Below are 19,813 nucleotides of genomic sequence, written 5' to 3' on the forward strand. Positions count from 1 at the left end.
GTTAGCCTTTGGTGCGCTTGAGCAGGGCGGAAATGGCCGGTGCGTAGAAGTTTTCCATTGCGCCGCAGAACAGGATGATCAAGCCCTGGATGAAAATGAAGGTTTCCGTCGGGATATTCGGTTTTTCCAGCGACAAGTCGAAGCCACCCTGGATCAGGGCGCCGAACAGCACGGCTGACAGGAAGATGCCGACCGGATGCTGGCGGCCCATCAGGGCGATGGCGATGCCGATGAAACCGGCGCCGCCAACGAAGTTGAGCGACAGGTAATGCGTCGAGCCCATGATGGAATTGACGGAACCCAAGCCTGCCAGCGCGCCCGAGATCAGCATGACGACGATGATCATCTTGCTGATCGACACGCCCGCATAGTGGGCCGCATGCTTGTTGAGGCCTGTGGCGCGCAGCTTGAAGCCCCACGACGAGCGCCACACCATCACGCCATAGATGACCAGCGCGGCGATCGCCAGCAGGAAGCTGACGTTCAGCGGCGTGTCGCCCAAGGACGGGAACCAGGTGTTCAGGCGCGGCATTTCGCCGCTTTCCGCGAAGACGCGGCTGGCCGTGTTCTGCTCGCCCGGCGGTATCAGGTATTTCACGATCACGAAGTTCATCAGGCTGGCGGCGATGAAGTTGAACATGATGGTGGTGACGACGATATGGCTGCCGCGCCTGGCTTGCAGGTAGCCGGGCAAAAAGCCCCACAGCGCGCCGAACAGGGCGGCGCCGATCATGGCCGCCGGAATCAGGAGCCAGGCGGGCAGGGTCTGGTCGAAGGCCAGCATGGCCACCGTCAAGCCCAGGCCGCCGATATACATCTGGCCTTCGCTGCCGATATTGAACAGGCCGGCCTGCATCGCCACGGAGACCGACAGGCCCGTGAAAATGAAGGTACTGGCGTAGAACAGCGTATAGCTCAAGCCTTCCGGATTGAGCAGGGCGCTGTTGACGAGGATGGACAGCGATTCGGCCGGGTCTTCGCCCAGCATATAAATCACCAGTGCCGCGACCAGCAAGGCCGACAGCAGGTTTAACATGGGCATGACAAAGGCTGTCGCCCAGCGTGGCAAGTCGTTATTCATGATTTATGCATTCCCCCCATCAACAGACCGATGCGGGTGGTATCGAATTCTTCAATTTTCAGTTCGCCGGTGATGCGCCCGCCGCACATGACGAGAATGCGGTCGGCCAGCGCCCGCACTTCTTCCAGTTCGACCGACACCAGCAGGATCGCCACGCCTGCGTCGCGCAGGGCCAGCAATTGCGTATGGATGCTCTCGATGGTGCCGATGTCGACGCCGCGCGTGGGCTGGCCCACCAGCATCAGTTTCGGCTGCGCCAGCACTTCGCGCGCGATCACCACCTTTTGCTGGTTACCGCCCGACAACAGGCCGATGCGCAGGTCGGGGTTGGCCGGTCGCACGTCGAAGGTCTTCAGCAGTTCCGCGCAGCGCGCGCCGATGGCCTTGAAGTTGAACAGGCCCCAGCGGTTCTTCAGGCGGTCCTGATAGCCGAGGATGGTGTTCTGCATGACGGAGAAATTTTTCACCACGCCATCGCGCAAGCGGTCTTCCGGAATGTGGGCGATGCCCAGCTCGCGGAAGGCCAGCGGCAAGCCGTCGGCATCGTGGCGCTTGCCAAACGGCAAATCCTTGTCGAGGAAGCGCAGCTTGCCCGAGGTCGGCAAACGCATGCCCGAGAGAATTTCCAGCAGTTCGCTCTGGCCATTGCCGGACACGCCCGCGATGGCGACGATTTCGCCGGCGCGCAAATTGAAGCCTATGTCGGCCAGCAATTTGACCTGTTGCTCGTCGGCCAGTTGCAGGCCGTCGACTTCCAGCACCGTGGCGCCCGGATTGTACGGCGCGCGCGGCAGATGGCTCTGGATGGGGCGGCCCACCATCATGTTGGCCAGTTCCTCTTTCGAGGTGCCGTTTGTCGCCACGGCGCCCACCACCGTGCCGCCGCGCATGACGGTGACGTTGTCGGTGATTTCCAGGATCTCTTGCAGCTTGTGCGTGATCAGGATGATGGTCTTGCCCTGTTCCTTGAACAGGCGCAGGATTTCAAACAGCGACGCCGTTTCCTGCGCCGTCAGCACGGCCGTCGGCTCGTCGAGGATCAGGATATTGGCGCTGCGGTAAATCTGCTTGAGGATTTCCACGCGCTGCTGCGCGCCCACGGACAGGTCCTCGATCTTCGCCAGCGGGTCGACGTCGAGGCGGTAGCGCGCGCAAATGTCGCGCAGCTGGGCTTCCGCTTCGGCGCGGTGGCTGGCCAAACGAAAACCGCCTTCCGTGCCCAGCATGATATTGTCGAGGACGGTGAAGTTCTCGACCAGCATGAAATGCTGGTGCACCATGCCAATGCCGAGATTGATCGCTTCCTGGCTGTTGCGGATAGGCTGTACTTTTCCGTCAAGCAAGATTTCTCCGCCGTCGGCACGGTAATACCCGTACAGGATGCTCATCAAGGTCGATTTGCCGGCGCCGTTTTCCCCCACCAGGCCATGGATACTGCCCTTGGCGATGGAGAAGCTGACGTCGGCGTTCGCCTTCACATGTCCAAATTGCTTGGAAATGCTGCGAAATTCTACTGCTGGCTGCATAGGTTCATAACTGGATAGTTTCATGGAAACGCGCCGCGCGGAGACTGGCCCCGGCGGCGCGCTAAAAGATACGGAGAAAAATTAAACCGGGCAGCTGCTGCCGACGCGGTAATCGATCACTTTGATCTTGCCATCGATAATGTCCTTACGCGCACCCAACACGCGCTTCTCGATTTCCGGCGTGATCAGCTTGCGGTTGTTGGCGTCGAGCGCCCAGTCCACGCCGCCTTCTTTCAAGCCTTTATAGCTGACGCCGCCCTTCCAGGTGCCGTTCTTGACTTGCATGAAGCTGTCGTAGACCGTGTTGTCGACGCGCTTGACCATCGAGGTCAGGATGCTGCCTGGATACAGGTGGTTCTGGTTCGAATCGACGCCGATCGCCAGCTTGCCTTTTTCCTTGGCCATCTGCAGGGTGCCCATGCCGCTGCCGCCAGCGACGGCGAAGACGACATCGACGCCGCGCTCGAATTGCGAGCGGGCCAGTTCGCCACCCTTGGCCGGGTCATTCCAGGCGCCGGACGTGGTGCCGACCATGTTTTGCGTGATTTCCGCCTTCGCGTTCACGGCCTTGACGCCTTGCGCGTAGCCGCAGGCGAAGTTGCGGATCAGGGGAATATCGATGCCGCCGATGAAGCCGACTTTCTTGCTCTTGCTGGCCATGGCCGCGGCCACGCCCACCAGGTAGGAGCCTTCTTCTTCCTTGAAGACGACGGAATTGACGTTGCTGCCGGCGGCCTGGCCGTCGATCAGCACGAATTTCACGTTCGGAAACTCCTTGGCGACCTTTTGCACGGCTTGCGTTTGCGCAAAGCCGATGGCGGCGATCATGTCGAGTTTCTTGCGGGCCAGGCCACGCATGACTTGCTCGGCCTGCGTATCGCTCGATGCCTGCACTTCGATGAAGGAAATGCCCGTGTCTTTTTTGAAGCGCGATGCGCCTTCGAAAGCGGATTGGTTGAACGACTTGTCGAACTTGCCGCCCGCGTCATACACGACACCCAGTTTTGGGGTAGCCGCGGACGCTTGAGCAGTCAGAAATACGGCTGCGATCGTCAAACTAAATTGTGTAAGTTTCATGAATTGGCTCCTGGAAGATCGATATTGTATATTTTTTATAGGTGAAACATATAATTTGGGGCCGATTTAGCCTGTTTTTCATGCATGAGGAGATGGTTCCTTATCAACATTGCACTGTATAGCACAAGAACATTGCTGCTCCCCGATGCTTTTGTGGCCATGCTGTGCTGATCATGCAACAGTCGCGCCGCGTCTCTTTTATATTTACAACATCGAATGGGGGCGCCAGGACTGGCAGGAATGCAGCGTCAGCAGAAGCGCATGACGGGCAAGGCAAGCACAGTGAGGGCGCCGCGATGTGCGTCCGAATCACTATGCATCATGCCAGATATGTATGACAAATACGTTTTTGTTTATGTATTTATATGAATCACATATAAATAGCTTTTAAGAACGCATGACAAAACCGTAGCCTGCGGCGCGGGAAGCGGAACTGTGCGTGAGCACCGTGAGCATCGGAGGCCGCGACCCGCGACGCGCAGCGGGTTTTGTTCGCGTTTTCAGGCGGCTGGGGGATTGAGTATGTTCAGGAAGGCCCGCACGACAGGAGCGTCGTCGAGCGTGGTGTAGCTGATATACAGGTTGGCCGATGGCGGATTGGTCTTGATCGGCAGAAACACGACGCCGGGCCAGCCGATGCGGCTCGTCGTTTCCGGCACCAGGGTCACGCCCAGTCCGGCACCGACCATGGCCAGCAGGGTTTGCGGTTCGCTCGCTTCCTGGAAGATCACCGGTTCGAAGCCGGCATTCACGCAGCATTGCACCAGGTAGCGGGGAAAGGCGGACTTGTCCAGGTTGAGGGTCAGCATCGGTTCGTGGGCGATGTCGATCAGTTCGATCGCCGTGTTCTTGGCCAGCGGATGGTGTTCGTTGACGGCCACGCACACGTTTTCGCGGAAGCACAGTTCCTGGCGCAGGTTGTCGTGGCGCAAGTCGTCATCGTTGAGCTTGGGTTCGCGCCAGAAGCCTACGTCGATCTGCTTGGCGCGCAGCGCCTCGTATTGCACTGTCGGGCCGAATTCGTGGATGGTCCAGGTGACGCGGGGAAATTTGGTCTGGAATTCTTCCAGCAGGCTGGGAATGGGGCCCCACATGGCCGAGCCGACGATGCCCACGCGCAAGCGGCCCACTTCGCCGCGGTCGATCTGGCGGATGGTGTCGATGGTCATGCGCATCTTCGCCAGCAGGTCGGCCGCCTCGTTCATCAGCGCCTTGCCCGCCACGGTCAGCTCGAAGGTGCGCGTGGTGCGCGCAAACAGGCGCACGCCCAGTTCGCTTTCCAGTTTCATGATCTGCTGGCTCAGGGGCGGCTGCGAGATATGCAGGCGCTCGGCGGCGCGGCTGAAGCTTTTCTCCTCGGCGACGGCAAGAAAATACTTTAACTGTTTCAGATCGATGGACATGCTTTCCTTGGCGTTGCGCGGTGCTTGGCGATGGAACGGCGCGCGGACCGGTAAAGGCGCGCGCGCTTTCTTTACAGCAGTCCTATTATCGTGCCACCACTGCCTGCATGGCAATGGCTAGTGCCGTGCCGACCTGGGCATTGTGCTTGACGAGGGCGATATTCGTTGCCAGGCTGCGGCCGTCCGTCAGCTGCTTGATGCGCGACAACAGGAATGGCGTGACCTGCTTGCCCTTCACGCCGCCCGCGTCCGCTTCCTGCAGTGCCTGCGTGGTGATCGCGTCGATTTCCTCTTTCGGCATCGCCTGCGCGGCCGGCACGGGATTGCTGACGATCACGCCGCCTTTCAGGCCCAGCTGCCACTTGGTGCCGATGAAGGCCGCCTGTTCGGCTGGCGTGTCGAGGCGGAAATCGGCCTTGTAGCCGCTTTCGCGCGTGAAGAAGGCAGGAAACCCTTCCTGGCCCACGCTGATGACGGGCACGCCGTGGGTTTCCAGGTATTCCAGGGTCAGGCCGATGTCGAGGATGGATTTCACGCCCGCGCAGACGACGGCGACGGACGTTTGCGCCAGTTCCTGCAAGTCGGCGGAAATGTCGAAGCTTGTTTCGGCGCCGCGGTGCACGCCGCCGATGCCGCCCGTGACGAACACGGCAATGCCGGCCAGTTCCGCGCAGATCATGGTGGCGGCCACGGTGGTGGCGCCCAGTTTGCCCTGCGACAGGACGAACGGCAGGTCGCGGCGGCTGACCTTCATGGCGTCGGGCGAGGTGCCCAGCAATTCCAGCTGCTCGGGCGACAGGCCGACGCAGATCTTGCCGTCGATGATGGCGATGGTGGCCGGCACGGCGCCGCCGTCGCGGATGATCTGTTCCACTTCGCGCGCCATTTCCACGTTTTGCGGATACGGCATGCCGTGCGAAATGATGGTCGATTCCAGCGCCACGATGGCCTTGCCGGCGGCGCGCGCGTCGAGTACTTCTTGCGAGAACGAGAGGAAGCTATTCAATTGAGTCATGTTTCAGTCCTGTTGAAAGAGGGTAGGAGGGGGCGGCGCCAGGTCGGCATCGTCGATATCGTCGAGCGCGCCGGCCGAAATCAGCGGCGATACGGTGGCATCGGATTCAAGGGTCATGGCGGCCAGCTTCAGGCCGCGCCGGCACGCCAGCTTCAGGTCGCCGCTGTCGTGGTACAGCGACCAGCAGACGGCGGCGGAAAACGCGTCGCCGGCGCCCGTCACGTCGACGGCGGCCACTTCGCGCGCGGCCAGGTGCAGGATCGGCGCGTCCAGGCTGTCGCCATCCGTGAAGTACACGCCTTCGCCGCCGCAGGTGACGATCACCTGGCGCGCACCCTGGCGCTGCACGTCGCGGCAGGCGGCGCGCAGGTCGGCTGCCGTCGGCAAGGCCCGCGCCACGCGCGTTTCCAGTTCGCCCCGGTTCAGGATCAGCAGGTGCAAGCCCGTCAGGTCTTGCGGCAGGTGCGCCATCTTCGGCTGCGAGACGGCGACGATGACCAGCGGCGCAGCCGGGCTGCGGCCCTGGCTGTCATCCTGGCGCGCATCGGCCAGGAGCGCCTGCACGCTGTCGTGGCCCAGGTTCAGGTCGCACACGGTGAGCGCGGCGGCCGCGCGCTGCGGCTGGCGGCTGTGCAGGAAGGCGGGGGTCAGCTGTTCATACAGTTGCATGTTGGCCATTGCCAGCAGCATTTCGCCATGTTCGTCCAGCACGGCCGTGTAGGTGCCGCTGCTGGTATTGCTTAAATGCAAACTGCCGCGCATGTCGATGCCGGCGTCTTCCGCATGCGTCTGCAGGGCGTGGCCGGCCGCGTCGTCGCCCAGCGCCGTCAGCAAGGCCACGGGGATCGACAATCGGGCCAGGTTTTCCGCGATGTTGCGGCCCACGCCGCCAAACACCTCTTCCGAGCTGACAGGGTTCGATGTGCCCATCTGCAAGGTGGCCAGGGTACGCATCTTGCGGTCGAGGTTGGCGGCGCCTATGCACAGCACGGGGCGGCTGTCGGGCAGCACATAGGCGCGTCCCAGCAGCCGGCGTTCACGGATCAGTCCGGCGATATGGCCGGCGACGGCCGAGCGCGATAAGCCCAGCTCGCTCGCCAGGTCCTGCTGCGAGATGAAGGGATTGTTGCGGATCAGCGTGTACAGCTGGTCTTTTTTATTGGTATCGGTCACGGGGTTTCGCAAAAGGTTTAAACATTTGTCCGAAACTGTAAACATTTGTCTGTCCGGTGTCAAGCGCATGTCCACCGTTCGTGAAACGTGGTCGTATGGAGCTTGTATGCAGGCATTTTCCGGGCATTGCAAGGGCGTCGACGCGGCTGGCAGGCGAGTGCTTGTCTCGACTATAATATCGGCCATTTATATTTGAATTGTATAAATAGGCAAGAAAAATGGTATTTGCCATACATATTCCGTTTGATGCATAGTGGCGGCAAATAGAGGTTATCCCGGTAGGGAGCGCCGGCAGGGATGTCTTCATCTGCTGGGATAAGCTCGTTGGCAATACGCAATTCGATATACCGGTAACACCATATACATACCCGATACCTGGGCCGCAGCACCTTGCCTTGTACTGCCGCGCAGGCAGCAACCATCATTAATTAGTCACTCAGAGGATAACCATGTCGAACAACGCCCCTTTCCACGCCGCCGAAATCATCCGTGCCCGCGCCCCTGAAAATTTCAAGCCGCGCGTGGCGATGATCCTCGGCTCCGGCCTGGGCGTACTGGCCGAGCAGATGACGGACGCCGTCAGCATCAGCTTTGACGAATTGCCGGGTTTCCCGATCAGCACCGTGCACGGCCATGCGGGCGAGCTGGTGGTCGGCACCCTGTCGGGCGTCGCCGTCGTCTGCATGAAGGGCCGTGGCCACTTCTACGAAGGCTATGGCATGGGCGTGATGACGAGCGCCATCCGCACCCTGAAGCTGCTGGGCTGCGAAATGCTCTTCGTGACGAATGCGGCCGGTTCCCTGCGCCCTGAAGTGGACGCCGGCAGCCTGGTAGCCATCAGCGATCACATCAACCTGCTGCCAGGCACGCCGATGGTCGGCCCGAACGACGACCGCTTCGGTCCGCGCTTCTTCAGCATGGCCAACGCCTACGATGCGGACTTGCGCAACCTGGTCAAGGAAACGGCTGCGTCGAACGGCATCACCCTGCACGAAGGCGTGTTCGTCGCCTACCCGGGCCCGAACTTCGAGACGGCTGCGGAAATCCGCATGATGGCCCGCCTGGGCGCCGACACGGTCGGCATGTCGGTGGTGCCGGAAGTGGTGTCGGCCCGTCATTGCGACCTGAAAGTGGTGGGCGTGTCCGTCATCACCAACCTGGCGGAAGGCATGTCGCCATTCGCCCTGTCGCACGAGCAAACCCTGAAATACGCGGCCATCGGCGCGAAAGACCTGGTCAAGCTGATCCTGGCTTTCCTCTCCAAAGTCGCTGAAAAACCGCAAGCCTAAGCACTTCTTTTATGCAGTAGCGGCGCGCCAACCAGCGGCGCTGCCGCGCGGCAGGCCGGGAAAAACCGGCCTACACTGTCCGCATCATCCACAAAGCGAGCCTTATCATGTCACGCGCATTTATCCTCCTGCTTGATTCCTTCGGCCTTGGCGCGACGCCAGACGCCGCCAAGTATGGCGACGCAGGTGCCAATACCTTTGGCCATATTGCCAGCACTGTCGCCAAAAGCGGCAAGACCTTGAAACTCCCGAATATGGAACGCCTGGGCCTGGGCGCCGCCGCCCACCTGGCCAGCGGCGAATGGGCCACGGGCTTCGACCAGCGCGACGGTTTTACCGGCGCCTACGGTGCGGCGCGCGAGCGCTCCACCGGCAAGGACACGCAGAGCGGCCACTGGGAAATCGCCGGCGTGCCCGTCGAATTCGACTGGGGCTACTTCCCCCGCACGACGCCATCGTTTCCGGCCGACCTGACCGACAAGCTCAAGGCCATGTCGGGCGTGCCCGGCTTCCTCGGCGACTGCCATGCCTCGGGCACGGACATCATCAACAAGCATGGCGACGAGCACGTCGCCACGGGCAAGCTGATCATCTACACCTCGGGCGACTCGGTGATGCAGATCGCCGCGCACGAAGAATCGTTCGGCCTCGAGCGCCTGTACGCAGTGTGCGAAATGGCCTTCAAGCTGGTCGAGCCGTACAACATCGGCCGCGTCATCGCCCGCCCGTTTACCGGCAGCAATGGCAACTATACGCGCACCTCGAATCGCCATGACTACGCCGTCGCGCCGCCGGCACCGACCCTGCTCGACCACGTGAAAAACGCGGGCGGCGAAGTCGTCGGCCTGGGCAAGATCAGCGACATTTTCGCCACCCAGGGCATCTCGCGCGTCGTCAAGGGCGTCGACAACATGGCCCTGTTCGAGGCGCTGCTGAAAACGGCCGATGAAGTGCAGGACAAGTCGCTCACTTTTGTGAACTTCGTCGATTTCGACCAGGCCTTCGGCCACCGTCGCAATGTCGAGGGCTATGCCGATGCGCTGCGCGAAATGGACGCGCGCCTGCCGGAATTCATGGCCAAGCTGAAGGAGGGCGACCTGGTCGTGATTACCGCCGACCATGGCTGCGACCCGACCTGGCACGGCTCCGACCACACCCGCGAACATATTCCGATGATCTTCTTCGGTCCTGGCGTCGCCCCGCGCGCGCTGGGCATTTCCGAGACCTTCTCCGATATTGGCCAAACCCTCGCCAAGCACCTTGGCGTACCACCACTTGCTAATGGAACCAGCTTGTTATGACACTCATGCACCCCGACTTCAAGCGTAACGAGGCGGTCGGCCTCGACCTGGGCTGGATCAACCAGATCCGCGTCAACCGCGCCGCCACCGATCGCCGCGCCGCCAGCCTGGCGAACCGCCGTACGGTGAAAAAGGAATACCAGGCCGCCTGGCTGGTGAAAGCCATCCAGATGATCGACCTGACCACCCTGGGCGGCGACGATACGCCGGGCCGCGTGGAGCGCCTGTGCATGAAGGCCATGCGTCCGCTGCGCGCCGACCTGATGGATGCACTGGGCCTGACGCAACTGAGCACCGGCGCCGTGTGCGTGTACCACGAGATGATCCAGCCAGCCGTGAAAGTCATCCAGGGCCGCCTGCCCATCGCCGCCGTGTCGACGGGTTTCCCGGCCGGCCTGACGAGCATGGAAACGAAGCTGCGCGAGATCGAACTGTCGGTCGCCGCCGGCGCCTCGGAAATCGACATCGTCATCACGCGCCAGCACGTCCTGAACGGCAACTGGCAAGTGCTGTACGACGAAATGCTGGCCTACCGCAAGGCGTGCGGCGAAGCGCACGTGAAGGCGATTCTCGCCACGGGCGATTTGCTGACGATGGAAAACGTGGCCAAGGCCTCGTGGGTCTGCATGATGGCGGGCGCCGATTTCATCAAGACGTCCACCGGCAAGGAAGGCGTGAACGCCACCATTCCCGTGGCCCTGACGATGGTGCGCACGATCCGCGAATACCACGAGCAGACGGGCTTCCAGGTGGGCTTCAAGCCCGCCGGCGGCGTCAGCTCGGCCAAGAGCGCGCTGCAATACCTGACGCTGATGAAGGAAGAACTGGGCAACGAATGGCTGCAGCCGCACCTGTTCCGCATCGGCGCTTCCAGCCTGCTGACCGACATCGAGCGCCAGCTCGAGCACTACGTCACCGGCAGCTACTCGGCCAATCATCGTCACGCACAACCTTAAAGAACAATCGTCATGCCAACAATTAACGAGATTCTCACTACTATGGACTACGGCCCTGCTCCCGAAAGTCAAAAAGAAGCGCAGGCGTGGCTCGACGGCCATCAGCGCAAGTTCGGCCTGTTCATCGACAATGCGTGGAGCGAGCCGGCCGAGCTGTTCGCCTCGACCAATCCGGCCGACGGCGTGCAGCTGGCCGAGCTGACGCAAGCCACCGACCAGGACGTCGAACGGGCCGTGGACGCGGCGCGCCGCGCGCTGCCCGTATGGCAAGGCATGGGCGGCCATGGCCGCGCCAAGGTCATGTACGCGCTGGCCCGCCTGCTGCAAAAGCATTCGCGCCTGTTCGCCGTGCTCGAAACCCTGGACAACGGCAAGACCATCCGCGAAACGCGCGATATCGACCTGCCGCTGGCCGCGCGCCACTTCTACCATCACGCCGGCTGGGCGCAGCTGCAGTCGGAGGAATTCGCCGACTACCGCGCCGTGGGCGTGGTGGGCCAGATCGTGCCGTGGAATTTCCCCCTGCTGATGCTGTCGTGGAAAATCGCCCCGGCCCTGGCGGCCGGTAACACGGTCGTCTTCAAGCCGGCCGAATTCACGTCCTTGACCGCCATGCTGTTCGCCGAACTGTGCGTGCAGGCGGGCGTGCCGGCCGGCGTGGTCAATATCGTCACCGGCGACGGCCGCGTGGGTTCTGCCATCGTCAACCATTCCGGCGTCGACAAGATCGCGTTTACGGGGTCGACCGAAGTGGGCCGTCTGATCCGCGAGGCGACGGCCGGCAGCGGCAAGAAGCTGTCACTGGAACTGGGCGGCAAGTCGCCGTTCATCGTCTTCGAAGACGCGGACCTCGACGGCGCCGTGGAAGGCCTGGTCGATTCGATCTGGTTCAACCAGGGGCAGGTGTGCTGCGCCGGTTCGCGCCTGCTGGTGCAGGAATCGGTCCAGGAGCGCTTCCTGAACAAGGTGCGCGCACGCATGGAAAACCTGCGTCTCGGTTCGCCACTCGACAAATCGATGGACGTGGGCGCGCTGGTCGACCCCGTGCAGCGCCAGCGCATCGCCGCGCTGGTCGATTCGGCCCGCGCCGAAGGCTGCGACGTCTGGCAGCCGGCGTGCGAACTGCCGGCGGACGGCTCGTGGTTCCCGCCGACGCTGATCACGGGCGCGTCGACCTCGGCCGCCGTGGCGCAGGCTGAAATCTTCGGCCCCGTGCTGGTGGCCATGAGCTTCCGCACGCCGCCCGAAGCGGTGCAGCTGGCGAACAACACGGTGTACGGCCTGGCCGCCAGCGTGTGGACCGAGTCGATCAGCCTGGCGCTGGACATCGCTCCCGCCATCAAGGCCGGCGTGGTGTGGATCAACAGCGCCAACCAGTTCGACGCGGCCTGCGGCTTCGGCGGCTACCGCGAATCGGGCTTTGGCCGCGAAGGCGGCCGCGAAGGCATGCTGGAGTACATGACGGCCCTGGCCGAAGATGCGCGTCCGGCCTTGCCGGTGGCCGAAGCGAAGGCCAAAGGGAATGCGAAACCGGCAGCAGCCGACCCGTTCGCCATCGACCGCACGGCCAAGATGTACATCGGCGGCAAACAGGCGCGTCCTGACAGCGCCTACAGCGCGCCAGTGTTCGGCGCGAACGGCGCCCTGCTGGCCGAAGTGGGCGTGGGCAGCCGCAAGGACATCCGCAACGCCGTCGAAGCGGCCCATAAAGCGTCCGGCTGGACCGGCGCCACGGCGCACAACCGCGCGCAAGTGCTGTACTACATCGCCGAGAACCTGGCGGCGCGCGCCGATGAATTTGCCGCCCGCATTGCCGCCATGACGGGCAGTAAAAACCCGGAGAAGGAAGTACAGGCTTCTATCGAACGCCTGTTCTACTACGCGGCCTGGGCCGACAAGTACGACGGCCTGGCGCACCAGCCGCCGACGAAGGGCATCACCGTGGCGCTCAACGAAGCGGTCGGCGTGATCGGCATCGTCTGCCCGAACGAAGCGCCTTTGCTGGGCTTCATTTCGCTGGTGGCGCCGGCCATCGCGCTGGGCAACCGCGTGGTGGTGGTGCCGTCCGAAGCGCATCCGCTGTCCGCGCTGGACCTGTACCAGGTCTTCGATACGTCCGACCTGCCGGGCGGCGTCGTCAACATCATCAGCGGCAACGCCGATGAACTGGCGCGCACGCTGGCCACGCACGCCGACATCGACGCCGTCTGGCGCCATGACGGATCCGCCGAAGGCTGCGCGGAAGTCGAGCGCCTGTCGGCTGCCACCCTGAAACGCACCTGGGTCGGCGGCGCCAAAGGCCGCGACTGGTACAGCGCCGCGCAAAGCGGCGGCCGCGCCGTGCTGGCGCATGCGTCGCAAGTGAAAAACGTGTGGATACCTTACGGCGTCTAATGTAAATAACCGCACCGCCGGGGCCGCAACTCCATCGCAAAGGCGATCGGGGTGCGGCCCCTAAGTCATTCATTTATTGGAGTTATCCCATGTTTTTAACCCAAGAAATCATTCGCAAGAAGCGCGACAAGGGTGTTCTGAGTGCAGAGGAGATCCAGTTTTTCGTGCGCGGCATCACTGACGGCAGCGTCAGCGAAGGCCAGATCGCGGCGCTGGGCATGGCCGTCTATTTCAACGACATGAACATGGACGAACGCGTGGCGTTCACCCTGGCCATGCGCGATTCCGGACACGTGCTGGACTGGCGTTCGCTGAACCTGCCTGGCCCCATCGTCGACAAGCATTCGACGGGCGGCGTGGGCGACGTGGTTTCCCTGCTGCTGGGACCCATGGTCGCCGCTTGCGGCGGCTACGTGCCGATGATCTCGGGCCGCGGCCTGGGGCACACGGGCGGCACGCTGGACAAGTTCGATGCCATCCCGGGCTATTGCACGGTGCCGGACAATGAACTGTTCCGCAAGGTGGTGCAGGAGATCGGCGTGGCCATCATCGGCCAGACGGCGCAGCTGGCGCCGGCCGACAAGCGTTTCTACAGCATCCGCGACGTCACCGCCACGGTGGAATCGGTGGCCATGATCACCGGCTCCATCCTGTCGAAGAAGCTGTCGGCTGGCCTGGACGCGCTGGTGATGGACGTCAAAGTGGGCACGGGCGCCTTCATGCCGACCTACGACAAGTCGGTGGAGCTGGCCGAGAGCATCGTCGCCGTCGGCAATGGCGCGGGCATGCAGACATCGGCCATCCTGACGGACATGAACGAGTCGCTGGCGCCATATGCCGGCAATGCGCTCGAAGTGCGCGGCGCCATGGATTACCTGACGGGCCGTTCGCGTCCCGCGCGCCTGCATGAAGTGACCTTGGCGCTGTGTGCCGAAATGCTGGTGCTGGGCGGCCTGGCCGCCACCGAAGAAGAGGCGCGCGTCAAGCTGATGGCGGCGCTCGATTCGGGCGAGGCGGCCGAGCGCTTCTCGCGCATGGTGTCGGCCCTGGGCGGCCCGGCCGACCTGGTCGAGAACCCGGACAAGCACCTGGAAAAAGCACCGTTCATCGTGCCGGCGCCGGCGCTGTCCGCCGGTTACGCCAATGTGCGCGATTGCCGCGCTATCGGCCTGGCCGTGGTGGCCCTCGGTGGCGGCCGCCGCCGTCCGAGCGACAGCATCGACTTTGCCGTCGGCCTGACGGACCTCGTCGGCCTGGGCGAGCAAGTGTCCGTAGGCCAGCCGCTGGCCATGGTGCACGCGCGCACGGAAGCGGCGGCGCGGCAAGCCGTCAGGGAAATCCAGGAAGCGTATGCCATCAGCGCGGTCGCGCTGGCGGCCAATCCCGTGATTTACCGTACCATTCGACCGTAACTATTTTTAGCCCAAAAGCAGAGGCCGGGGTCGTACCCTGCGGGTACGACCCCGGCCATTGCGGGTTTTACAGGTAAATAATCAAATGAACAACCAAGAACTGATCGCCGAAGCCAACGCCGGCCGTGAACTGGCTTACGCGCCCTACTCGCGTTTCAAGGTGGGCGCGGCCCTGCTGTGCAAGGATGGCCGCGTCTTCCGTGGCTGTAACGTGGAAAACGCCGCCTATGGCCTGTGCAACTGCGCCGAGCGCACGGCATTTTTCAGCGCCGTCGCGCATGGCTGCAAGCCAGGCGATTTCGCCAAACTGGCCGTCACGGGCGATACGGCCGAACCGATTTCTCCGTGCGGCGCCTGCCGCCAGGTGATCTTCGAAATGGGCGGCGCCGACCTGCCGGTGATCCTGACGAACCTGAAAAACGATGTCATGGAAGTGACGGCGGGCTGGCTGCTGCCGCACGGTTTCGGCAATTCCGACCTGGACATGAAGTAAATTAGGCAATGGCATCCGCTTGAACAAGACGATCGATATCCAGGCCGCCGTGGCCATCGCCGCGGCCGAAGCCCTGGCCGCCAAGACGCAGGGCACCTTCGGCGTGGGCGGCGTGCTGCTCGATGGCGCCGGCAATGTGCTGCAATCGATGCACAACAACGTCGTGCGCCAGGGCCTCGTGTTCGATCCTACCGCGCATGGCGAGCGCCAGCTGGTGGACTGGTATTTCGCCGAACGGGCCAAGGGCACGCCCCTGCCGCCGCCCGGCGAACTGACCATCGTCACCTCGCTCGATCCGTGCTGCATGTGCACGGGGGCGATCCTGGCCGCCGGTTTCAACGTGGTGGTCGCCGCGCCCGATGTCAAGGCCGGCATCAATTACGATGGCGCCGCCAGTTTCACGGCCTTGCCGGCGCCGCTGCAGGCGCAGGCTGGCCGCAGCTTCTGCTATCCGGCCGTGCGCGGCGCCACCGACTATGCGCGCGCCCCGTCCGGCGCCGCACCCAGATCTTTTTTCATCGGCAAGAGCATCCACGAGGCGACGCAGGCCCTGTGCTCGCTGGTGTTCGAGTCGACGTCGGCGCAGGTGATGCAGCTGCTGAACGCCGGCGATGACGGGCAACGGCGCGATCCGGCCACCTTGCCCGCCGAGCATCCGGTGGTGCGCGCCTTGCGCCGCCGCTATCCCGATGCGCTGACTTACCGCTGCACGCCGCATGCGCCCGACGCCGGCCTGGCGCCGTTCCTGCAGGCGGCCATGGAACAGGATGCGCGCGATGGCGGCCAGGGCGACGCGGCCGCCTTGCTCGACTCCTTCGGCAACCTGCTGCTGTGCATGCCGGGCCAGCTGGCACGCTCCCTCATTCGCACGCCATTCATGGAGTGCACGCGCCAGTATGCGCAACTGCGCTATGAATTGATGGCGGGCGCCGAACCGGCGCTGCAGGAAGACATCAAGAGTTATCTGGGCCATCCCAAGCATGGCACCTTCGTGCTGGCCATCGGCCCGGACGACAGCGCCGCCAGTTTCATGACCCTGGGCGCCTACGGTTCCACCATGGAAGGGGCGCTACCCGAGAGTAATCCGGCGCAATTCCAGTACGTGCGCCCGGCCATGGATGAAGACGCGCTGCTGGCGCTGTGCGGCGCCATGCCGCCCCTGTACCGCAGCCTGATCCGGATCCGGCCGCGCCAGGTGGCGGACCAGGCCTTGGTCACGGCGCTAGGCTAGGCGCCGGTTCAGCTGCTCAAGCGTCATCGTCGGGCAGGTTTTTCAGCAGGAAGTCGCGCACGTTTTCACCGGCGATGCGGCGGATCTGGGCCTCGGACAGGCCAGCATCCAGCAGCGCCTGCGTCAATCGCGGCAGGCCGGCCGCGTCGATGGCGGTGGTGACGGCGCCATCGAAGTCGGAACCGTAGGCCACGTGTTCGGCGCCGATCAGCTTGACCGTGTACTTGATGGCGCGCGCGATGGCCGCCACGTCCTTGCCGCAGACGGCCGTATTCCAGAAACCGATCCCCACCAGCCCACCCTGGGCGGCGATGCGTTTCAACTGGCTGTCGCTGAGGTTGCGCCCATTGGCGCAGGTGCCGCGCACGCCCGTGTGCGAGACCATCACGGGGCGTTGCGCCAGGCCCAGGACGTCGTCGATGGTGGCCGGCGAGGCATGCGCCAGGTCGACGATCATCCTGCGCTGCTCCATGGCGCGCAGCCATTGTCTGCCCAGCGGCGTCAAGCCGCCTTTTTTCAGGCCATGCTGGGAACCCGATAATTCCGTGTCGAAGAAGTGCGTGGGCGCCGCCATGCGGTAGCCCGCCTTGTACAGGGTATCGAGGTTGTCCAGCTTGCCTTCGAGCGCATGCGCGCCTTCCAGCGTCAGCCAGCCGGCCAGCAGGGCAGGATCTTTTTCGCGCGCCGCGATGAAGCTGCGCAGCTGGGCGCGGCTGCCGATGACGCTGACCTTGCCATCGCTCTTGCCTGCCAGCCGGCGCAGCTCGTCGGCCTGGTAGGTGGCGCGCGCCAGCAGGCTGTTCCAGGTGGCTGGCGGCAAGCCCTGCGCCACCACCAGCGCCGTGATGTTGTCCGTGTCGCTGCCGTTGCGCTCGATATTCATCTTGCGCGGCGTCTTGGTGACGACGGAAAACGCCTGCAGCGCGACATTGCCTTGTTGCAGGCGGGGGAAGTCCACATGGCCATGCTTGCCTGAGCGGTTCAGGTCGCGCTGCCACAGCAGGCTGTCCGCATGCAGGTCGGCGATCCACAGGCGCTGGTGCAGGGCCAGGGTGTCGCGCGACGGCGCCTTGGCGGAATAGGGGTAGACCTGGTTCATTTGCCGGTCGACCAGCCCGGGGGCGGACAGGAAGCCGCCGACCAGAAGGCTGGCGGCGGCGATGGTACTGATGATCATTGTTCTCCGTTTCACCATGGGTCGTAGGTGCCCAGGCTCCAGATGTGGCCTTCCGGGTCGCGGCAGGTAAAGCCCCGTCCGCCGTAATCTTCATCCTTGATGTCGAGCACGATGTCGGCGCCGGCCTCGCGCGCGCTGCGGTAGACGGCGTCGGCGTCGCTGACGACCAGGTAGCAGCTTTGCGTATTGGCGCCGCCGACTTCGCCGGGCAGCTTCATCAGGCGGCCGTAGTCGCTGGCGATGGCGGGCGCCACCATGACCATGCCATGGCCAAAGCTCAGTTGCGCATGGGCGACGCCACCGTTACCGTCCGGCACGATCAATTGTTTTTCAAAACCGAGCGCCGTGCACAGCCATTCGATGGCGGCCGGGGCATCGTTGTAGCGCAGACAGGGAATGGTGGTGCAGGCTGTGGCTTTTGCTGTCGTGGTCATCGGAAAACTCCTATGGCAGATGGGGAGTAGTTTGGATCGTCCCGCGCACGCGGCGTTCGGTATCCCGGCCATCCATCGGGATGGTCATTGATACCCGTCAGTGCGGCGCCCATATAGTGCCACAAATGCCATGCGGCACCTCTGCCGCCACGAACTTTTATTGTGGCGACTGCTGCGAACCGGCCGCCTTCGTCTCCGCGCTCGTGTCGTCGCTGTTGCTTGCCCATCTCAGCAGCATGACGAGGGCAAACAACATGATGGCCAGCGGCAAGATGGTGATCAGGAACGCCAGGCCCAGGCAGCACGCCAGCAGCATGGGCCAGGGCATGGCGCGCAGGGCGGCCATGCCCTGGCGCACATAGGCGCACAGTTCGTTCCAGAACGCGCTGAAGGAAGTGCTGCCCGGTGCCGAATTGATGTCTTTCATGCTGTTCTCCTGTCGTCGTGGTTGCCGCTGCCGTATGCATGCTGGCGATGAAACCACTATAGGCAAAACGCCGCTGGCGGTCATCGCGCATGCGATGAATGGCAGGAATGGCGGCGCGAACGGCGACAGGCCGGGACAGACGGCTATTCGAATACCTTCAGTTTCAGCTGGAAACTGAGCGCGCCGTACAAGCGGTCCTTGTAGGAAGGCACGATGGCGATATTCACGCCCACGCGCTGGTATTCATAGCTGATGGTGGGGACCAGGGCCGGGAACCAGCCGCCATCGCGCATCTTCGGATAGCCGCTGAAACCGCCGACGACGGCGCCGACACGAAACGGGCCCATCTTGATGGGCTGGTAGTACACGCCCAGGTAGTTCGAGTAGGCGCGGTCGCTATTGTAGAAGCGTCCGGCCGTGGCCGAGGCCACGGTGGAAAAGCGGTATTCAGCGCCCAGACCGGGGTTGCTGTCGTTCAGATTCTTGTCGCGCTGAAAATGGTATGAATAAAAGCCCGCATTGAGCCACGTCTCGCTCAGCGGCTGGTTCTCGATCATGCCAAATGTCTGCGCCTGCGCCCCTGAGGCCAGTGCCAGCAGCGCCGCGCAGGCCGTCTTGCCCAGCAATGAGGCGCCGTGCGCCGATAACCAATGTGTCATGCCTGTTCCTTATCCCGTGAAATATCGCAAAAGCTCCAGCGCGCCATGCTATCACTGGAAGTTTGTTTCTTGGAAATTTCATCACGGGAGGGGCTGCGCGGCAGGCAGGGCGATGGCCGCCAGCACCATCTGCACGATCAGTTGCTCGGCGTCATCGTAGTCCTTGCGGCTGAGCTGCTTGCGCTCGAGCACCAGCGTCATCTGCGCCGAAAAATCCGCATAGGACTGGGTCATGGCCCAGATCGTGAACATCAGGTGCGTGGCATTCACGGGCGCGATCCTGCCGGCCGCGATCCATTCCTCGAAGATGCCGATATCCTTGCGCAGCAGGGGCACGACACGTTCGCGTATCTGCGCGCCGTACAGGGGCGCGCCATTGATCACTTCGAGCGCATATACGCGCGACGCCCACGGCTGTTCGCGCGAAAAACGCAGCTTGGCGCCGATGTAGGCGCGCAGCATGTCCTGCGGCGCCGCCTGGTCGCCGGCGCTGGCCAGGCTGTCCATGCGCGCCAGCCAGTCGTCGAGCACGTCGTCGAGCACGCGCTGGTACAGCTGCTGCTTGGAGGGGAAGTAATACATGAGGTTTTGCTTCGACATGCCGGCCCGCTCGGCGATGGCGGCGATCGATGCGCCTTCGTAGCCGCTCTCGGCGAACACGCGCACGGCCTGTTCCAGGATGTCCGCCTCCAGGCGGTCGCGGTTTTGCAGGCGCCGGCCACCGGCATTCTTCACAGGGAGGGCAGGGGATTTATCGCTGGCCAT

18 protein-coding genes are annotated in these 19,813 nt (G+C 63.3%); 7 read left to right on the top strand and 11 right to left on the bottom strand.

The window, feature by feature from the left end:
- Window position 1 precedes the first annotated feature (1 nt).
- From AC1RDJ_RS10800 to AC1RDJ_RS10825, 6 genes are all read right to left on the bottom strand, one after another.
- Window positions 2-1,081, bottom strand: a complete 1,080-nt coding sequence (locus AC1RDJ_RS10800; protein WP_493027424.1) for an ABC transporter permease — start codon at window positions 1,079-1,081, stop codon at window positions 2-4.
- Entirely contained in the window at window positions 1,078-2,607 is a 1,530-nt protein-coding gene (locus AC1RDJ_RS10805) for an ABC transporter ATP-binding protein (RefSeq protein WP_493027425.1), read from the bottom strand. The genes AC1RDJ_RS10800 and AC1RDJ_RS10805 overlap by 4 nt, the downstream gene beginning before the upstream one ends.
- 81 nt (window positions 2,608-2,688) lie before the next feature.
- Entirely contained in the window at window positions 2,689-3,684 is a 996-nt protein-coding gene (locus tag AC1RDJ_RS10810) for a BMP family lipoprotein (protein ID WP_475414084.1), read from the bottom strand.
- Window positions 3,685-4,184: 500 nt separating this feature from the next.
- The gene (locus AC1RDJ_RS10815; RefSeq protein ID WP_071325221.1) at window positions 4,185-5,087 is read right to left on the bottom strand and encodes a LysR family transcriptional regulator; all 903 of its coding nucleotides are present in this window, start codon (window positions 5,085-5,087) and stop codon (window positions 4,185-4,187) included.
- Between the two features lie 85 nt (window positions 5,088-5,172).
- The gene (locus AC1RDJ_RS10820) at window positions 5,173-6,102 is read right to left on the bottom strand and encodes a pseudouridine-5'-phosphate glycosidase (protein WP_493027426.1); all 930 of its coding nucleotides are present in this window, start codon (window positions 6,100-6,102) and stop codon (window positions 5,173-5,175) included.
- A 3-nt stretch (window positions 6,103-6,105) separates the two neighbouring features.
- Window positions 6,106-7,275 carry a carbohydrate kinase gene (locus AC1RDJ_RS10825; RefSeq protein ID WP_071325219.1) on the bottom strand — a complete coding sequence of 390 codons (1,170 nt, stop codon included), beginning with the start codon at window positions 7,273-7,275 and terminating at the stop codon, window positions 6,106-6,108.
- A 449-nt stretch (window positions 7,276-7,724) separates the two neighbouring features.
- Between AC1RDJ_RS10825 and xapA the strand changes: the two genes are divergently transcribed.
- From xapA to AC1RDJ_RS10860, 7 genes are all read left to right on the top strand, one after another.
- Complete coding sequence (gene xapA, locus AC1RDJ_RS10830) at window positions 7,725-8,564, top strand: xanthosine phosphorylase (protein ID WP_071325218.1); 840 nt, start codon at window positions 7,725-7,727, stop codon at window positions 8,562-8,564.
- Between the two features lie 107 nt (window positions 8,565-8,671).
- A complete protein-coding gene (locus tag AC1RDJ_RS10835) occupies window positions 8,672-9,865 on the top strand; it encodes a phosphopentomutase (protein ID WP_131374317.1) in 1,194 nt (397 codons plus the stop codon).
- Window positions 9,862-10,821 carry a deoxyribose-phosphate aldolase gene (gene deoC / locus AC1RDJ_RS10840; protein WP_071325216.1) on the top strand — a complete coding sequence of 320 codons (960 nt, stop codon included), beginning with the start codon at window positions 9,862-9,864 and terminating at the stop codon, window positions 10,819-10,821. Before AC1RDJ_RS10835 ends, deoC begins: the two co-directional genes overlap by 4 nt.
- Before the next feature lie 12 nt (window positions 10,822-10,833).
- Window positions 10,834-13,215, top strand: coding sequence for an aldehyde dehydrogenase family protein (locus tag AC1RDJ_RS10845; protein ID WP_493027427.1), 2,382 nt, complete (start codon window positions 10,834-10,836; stop codon window positions 13,213-13,215).
- Window positions 13,216-13,304: 89 nt separating this feature from the next.
- A complete protein-coding gene (gene deoA / locus AC1RDJ_RS10850) occupies window positions 13,305-14,627 on the top strand; it encodes a thymidine phosphorylase (protein WP_493027428.1) in 1,323 nt (440 codons plus the stop codon).
- Between the two features lie 85 nt (window positions 14,628-14,712).
- On the top strand, window positions 14,713-15,120 hold the full coding sequence (locus tag AC1RDJ_RS10855) for a cytidine deaminase (RefSeq protein WP_071325213.1): 408 nt from the start codon (window positions 14,713-14,715) through the stop codon (window positions 15,118-15,120).
- A 19-nt stretch (window positions 15,121-15,139) separates the two neighbouring features.
- Entirely contained in the window at window positions 15,140-16,351 is a 1,212-nt protein-coding gene (locus AC1RDJ_RS10860) for a nucleoside deaminase (RefSeq protein WP_493027429.1), read from the top strand.
- A gap of 16 nt (window positions 16,352-16,367) precedes the next feature.
- Here the strand turns inward: AC1RDJ_RS10860 and AC1RDJ_RS10865 are convergent, their stop codons facing one another.
- The 5 genes from AC1RDJ_RS10865 to AC1RDJ_RS10885 all read right to left on the bottom strand — a co-directional run bounded on the left by AC1RDJ_RS10865 (window position 16,368) and on the right by AC1RDJ_RS10885 (window position 19,813).
- Window positions 16,368-17,528, bottom strand: a complete 1,161-nt coding sequence (locus AC1RDJ_RS10865; RefSeq protein WP_493027430.1) for a dipeptidase — start codon at window positions 17,526-17,528, stop codon at window positions 16,368-16,370.
- 11 nt (window positions 17,529-17,539) lie between these two features.
- Window positions 17,540-17,962 (bottom strand): VOC family protein, encoded by a 423-nt coding sequence (locus tag AC1RDJ_RS10870; RefSeq protein ID WP_071325210.1) that lies wholly within the window; start codon window positions 17,960-17,962, stop codon window positions 17,540-17,542.
- Window positions 17,963-18,119: 157 nt separating this feature from the next.
- Window positions 18,120-18,389, bottom strand: a complete 270-nt coding sequence (locus tag AC1RDJ_RS10875; RefSeq protein ID WP_493027431.1) for a hypothetical protein — start codon at window positions 18,387-18,389, stop codon at window positions 18,120-18,122.
- Window positions 18,390-18,532: 143 nt separating this feature from the next.
- The gene (locus AC1RDJ_RS10880; protein WP_493027432.1) at window positions 18,533-19,048 is read right to left on the bottom strand and encodes a hypothetical protein; all 516 of its coding nucleotides are present in this window, start codon (window positions 19,046-19,048) and stop codon (window positions 18,533-18,535) included.
- 81 nt (window positions 19,049-19,129) lie between these two features.
- A complete protein-coding gene (locus AC1RDJ_RS10885; RefSeq protein WP_071325207.1) occupies window positions 19,130-19,813 on the bottom strand; it encodes a TetR/AcrR family transcriptional regulator in 684 nt (227 codons plus the stop codon).

It is taken from the genome of Janthinobacterium sp. GW822-FHT07H10 (assembly GCF_058798675.1).

What these genes read in the sequence shown, in the direction of transcription:
- AC1RDJ_RS10805 (WP_493027425.1), bottom strand. Translation starts at nt 2,607, where the DNA reads ATGCAGCCAGCAGTAGAATTTCGCAGCATTTCCAAGCAATTTGGACAT.
- AC1RDJ_RS10875 (WP_493027431.1), bottom strand. Translation starts at nt 18,389, where the DNA reads ATGAAAGACATCAATTCGGCACCGGGCAGCACTTCCTTCAGCGCGTTC.
- AC1RDJ_RS10835 (WP_131374317.1), top strand. Translation starts at nt 8,672, where the DNA reads ATGTCACGCGCATTTATCCTCCTGCTTGATTCCTTCGGCCTTGGCGCG.
- AC1RDJ_RS10810 (WP_475414084.1), bottom strand. Translation starts at nt 3,684, where the DNA reads ATGAAACTTACACAATTTAGTTTGACGATCGCAGCCGTATTTCTGACT.
- AC1RDJ_RS10845 (WP_493027427.1), top strand. Translation starts at nt 10,834, where the DNA reads ATGCCAACAATTAACGAGATTCTCACTACTATGGACTACGGCCCTGCT.
- AC1RDJ_RS10885 (WP_071325207.1), bottom strand. Translation starts at nt 19,813, where the DNA reads ATGGCCAGCGATAAATCCCCTGCCCTCCCTGTGAAGAATGCCGGTGGC.
- AC1RDJ_RS10820 (WP_493027426.1), bottom strand. Translation starts at nt 6,102, where the DNA reads ATGACTCAATTGAATAGCTTCCTCTCGTTCTCGCAAGAAGTACTCGAC.
- AC1RDJ_RS10855 (WP_071325213.1), top strand. Translation starts at nt 14,713, where the DNA reads ATGAACAACCAAGAACTGATCGCCGAAGCCAACGCCGGCCGTGAACTG.
- xapA (WP_071325218.1), top strand. Translation starts at nt 7,725, where the DNA reads ATGTCGAACAACGCCCCTTTCCACGCCGCCGAAATCATCCGTGCCCGC.
- AC1RDJ_RS10815 (WP_071325221.1), bottom strand. Translation starts at nt 5,087, where the DNA reads ATGTCCATCGATCTGAAACAGTTAAAGTATTTTCTTGCCGTCGCCGAG.
- AC1RDJ_RS10865 (WP_493027430.1), bottom strand. Translation starts at nt 17,528, where the DNA reads ATGATCATCAGTACCATCGCCGCCGCCAGCCTTCTGGTCGGCGGCTTC.
- deoA (WP_493027428.1), top strand. Translation starts at nt 13,305, where the DNA reads ATGTTTTTAACCCAAGAAATCATTCGCAAGAAGCGCGACAAGGGTGTT.
- deoC (WP_071325216.1), top strand. Translation starts at nt 9,862, where the DNA reads ATGACACTCATGCACCCCGACTTCAAGCGTAACGAGGCGGTCGGCCTC.
- AC1RDJ_RS10880 (WP_493027432.1), bottom strand. Translation starts at nt 19,048, where the DNA reads ATGACACATTGGTTATCGGCGCACGGCGCCTCATTGCTGGGCAAGACG.
- AC1RDJ_RS10800 (WP_493027424.1), bottom strand. Translation starts at nt 1,081, where the DNA reads ATGAATAACGACTTGCCACGCTGGGCGACAGCCTTTGTCATGCCCATG.
- AC1RDJ_RS10870 (WP_071325210.1), bottom strand. Translation starts at nt 17,962, where the DNA reads ATGACCACGACAGCAAAAGCCACAGCCTGCACCACCATTCCCTGTCTG.